Annotated in this window: 5 protein-coding genes; 3 read left to right on the top strand and 2 right to left on the bottom strand. The window is 43.4% G+C overall.

All coding sequences use genetic code 11. The annotated features are described in order from the left end of the window. The 3 genes from F6K51_RS36420 to F6K51_RS36410 form a co-directional block, all read left to right on the top strand. On the top strand, positions 1-229 hold a 229-nt coding region (locus F6K51_RS36420; protein ID WP_293030825.1), incomplete at its 5' end, for a hypothetical protein. After that, complete coding sequence (locus F6K51_RS36415; protein WP_293030822.1) at positions 226-651, top strand: type II toxin-antitoxin system death-on-curing family toxin; 426 nt, start codon at positions 226-228, stop codon at positions 649-651. The genes F6K51_RS36420 and F6K51_RS36415, both read left to right, overlap by 4 nt. 106 nt (positions 652-757) lie before the next feature. Continuing rightward, positions 758-970 carry a hypothetical protein gene (locus F6K51_RS36410; RefSeq protein WP_293030820.1) on the top strand — a complete coding sequence of 71 codons (213 nt, stop codon included), beginning with the start codon at positions 758-760 and terminating at the stop codon, positions 968-970. Here the strand turns inward: F6K51_RS36410 and F6K51_RS36405 are convergent. Continuing rightward, positions 948-1,298, bottom strand: coding sequence for a hypothetical protein (locus tag F6K51_RS36405; RefSeq protein ID WP_293030817.1), 351 nt, complete (start codon positions 1,296-1,298; stop codon positions 948-950). The genes F6K51_RS36410 and F6K51_RS36405 overlap by 23 nt on opposite strands. Before the next feature lie 454 nt (positions 1,299-1,752). Next, positions 1,753-1,875 carry a hypothetical protein gene (locus tag F6K51_RS36400; RefSeq protein ID WP_293030813.1) on the bottom strand — a complete coding sequence of 41 codons (123 nt, stop codon included), beginning with the start codon at positions 1,873-1,875 and terminating at the stop codon, positions 1,753-1,755. Positions 1,876-2,001: the final 126 nt, after the last annotated feature.

Raw genomic sequence — 2,001 nt, 5'->3', positions numbered from 1 at the left:
TAAGATTGGTAATTCCTTAGGGATAACCCTACCTGACGAGATCCTACAACAGCTTAATGTTGGTGTTCGCGTAGCGTGGCCGAAAGGCCAAGGAGATACTGTATTTATCACAGAAACCGCTGATGGTGTTGAAATCACCACAAAAGACCCTGAGTTTGAAACGGTAATGGCAGCTTATCAGAAAGTCAGCAAGAGGTATGAAAATGCGTTGAGGGAGCTGGCTAAGTGAGGGAACCGCTGTGGAGATCGGAAGCTATAGCCAGAGCTATTCATAGTGATCAAATTGCACAACATGGGGGAAGTCCAGGAATTCGGGACGAAAATCTGCTATCGGCTAGTTTAGCCAGACCTAGACATCTATTTGCATATGGTCAACCAACCTTATTTGATTTAGCAGCAGCCTATGGATATGGTTTGGCAAAAAACCATCCGTTTATAGATGGCAATAAAAGGGTCGCTTTCCCAGTGATGGCAACTTTCCTTGAAGTAAATGGATATTCTCTAGATGTCCCAGAAATGGATGTTGTGGTAATGATGGAAAGGTTAGGAACAGACCAAGAAAGCCAAAATGCGATTGACGGAACGTCACGCTACGCGATCGCTAAGTGGCTAGAAGCAAATGTCGGTACTTCATTTGATGATCCATACTAACTATGGATCATGTTATGGATCATGCCTAGCACAGGATCGAGCAACATAATCAGGACTAATCTGCCAAGCTGGTTATTGACCGTAATGATACCGATGTCAGCTTTTGATGGATCAGGATAAACGGGTTCAAGGGTCTTGGTCTGTAAGTCCTGATTATGGATTTAGGGGATATCAACGAAGCTCAGAGGCTCGTCCAGGAAGCTCAGAGGCTCGTCCAGGAAGCTCAGAGGCTCGTCCAGGAAGCTCAGAGGCTCGTCCACGAAGCTCAGAACTTCGACCGAAAGCCTTGTTGGAACCTAAGCCTGAGAATTGGCTTTAGCAGACTTATTACGAGTAACTTTAAAGCGTTTCCCTAAACTCTCGGCAATGGTTTTTAGACCGGGAGTCCTTTTCGCAGCCGTCTTGATGTAATCATAGACTTGTAGACTGCTGTTCATCGCTTCAGAGCTGACTGCCATTAAGGTATCATCCACCTTTTCAGTTAACTGTCGCAGTTGGAATAAGACATCGGTCAGAGTCACAGCGAGCTGATAGTCCCGTACAAACTCGTCTAGGTCAAAGCTAGCAGGTAGAATTTTGGGGTTAGATTGGGCAGCAGTGAGGCTATTATTCACAAAGGATAGACTTTTTGAACCCATTTTAAACATGTTGCGTCGTTCCTCAGCCGTTAGATTAACTAAGAAAGGCAGCTTTTATTCAATCGTTTGTAGGGCAGTTTTGATTTCTTGGATATCTCTTTCGGAGAGAGTACCGGTAATATTTTGATAAGGCATTGTACAATTCCTGTAATTCTCTGAATGAATAATGACAATGAAGCGTCATGCCAGACCTATGCTTTTGCCATCTATTCTTAGAATTACCACTCAACTATGGAATCGATATACTACTATTAAAACTTAAAAATTAACCTATTTTTTTACGGTAACTTAAATAATTAAATATTATCCAAGGGGTAATAGAATTAATTATTATCGCTTTTTAATAACAGCAATAATCAGTTGCTTTTATTCTTTAACTAAATATTTGCTCTTCTGACAGGTTTTGTCATAACTATCAGGTGCCCTTGACCCATTAAGAATTAAATTCCCCACGGGTCGCACCTCAGGTACACAGGATTTTTCCCGATTCCCGATTCCCGATTCCCGATTCCCGATTCCCTATTCCCGACTCCCGACTCCCGACTCCCGACTCCCGACTCCCTAAACTAAATACTTTAGCGTCCACTAACGCTGATTCTGCAATTTTCTCATTTCCTCTTGCACCCCCACTGCCACCTGCAAGGCTTGGTCTAGCACTCGTCCATACTCACTGGCCTGATCACTCAAGTGCAGGGCGGTCAAGGTGGTTAAA

Source organism: Moorena sp. SIO3I8 (assembly GCF_010692325.1).
Lineage (GTDB): Bacteria > Cyanobacteriota > Cyanobacteriia > Cyanobacteriales > Coleofasciculaceae > Moorena.
Note: the sequence above shows the minus strand (reverse complement) of the source record. Positions and strands in the feature narration are given on the sequence as shown.

Bases quoted from the DNA above. Each gene is read 5' to 3' on its own strand.
- F6K51_RS36410 (WP_293030820.1), top strand. From the start codon at position 758: ATGGATCAGGATAAACGGGTTCAAGGGTCTTGGTCTGTAAGTCCTGAT.
- F6K51_RS36405 (WP_293030817.1), bottom strand. From the start codon at position 1,298: ATGTTTAAAATGGGTTCAAAAAGTCTATCCTTTGTGAATAATAGCCTC.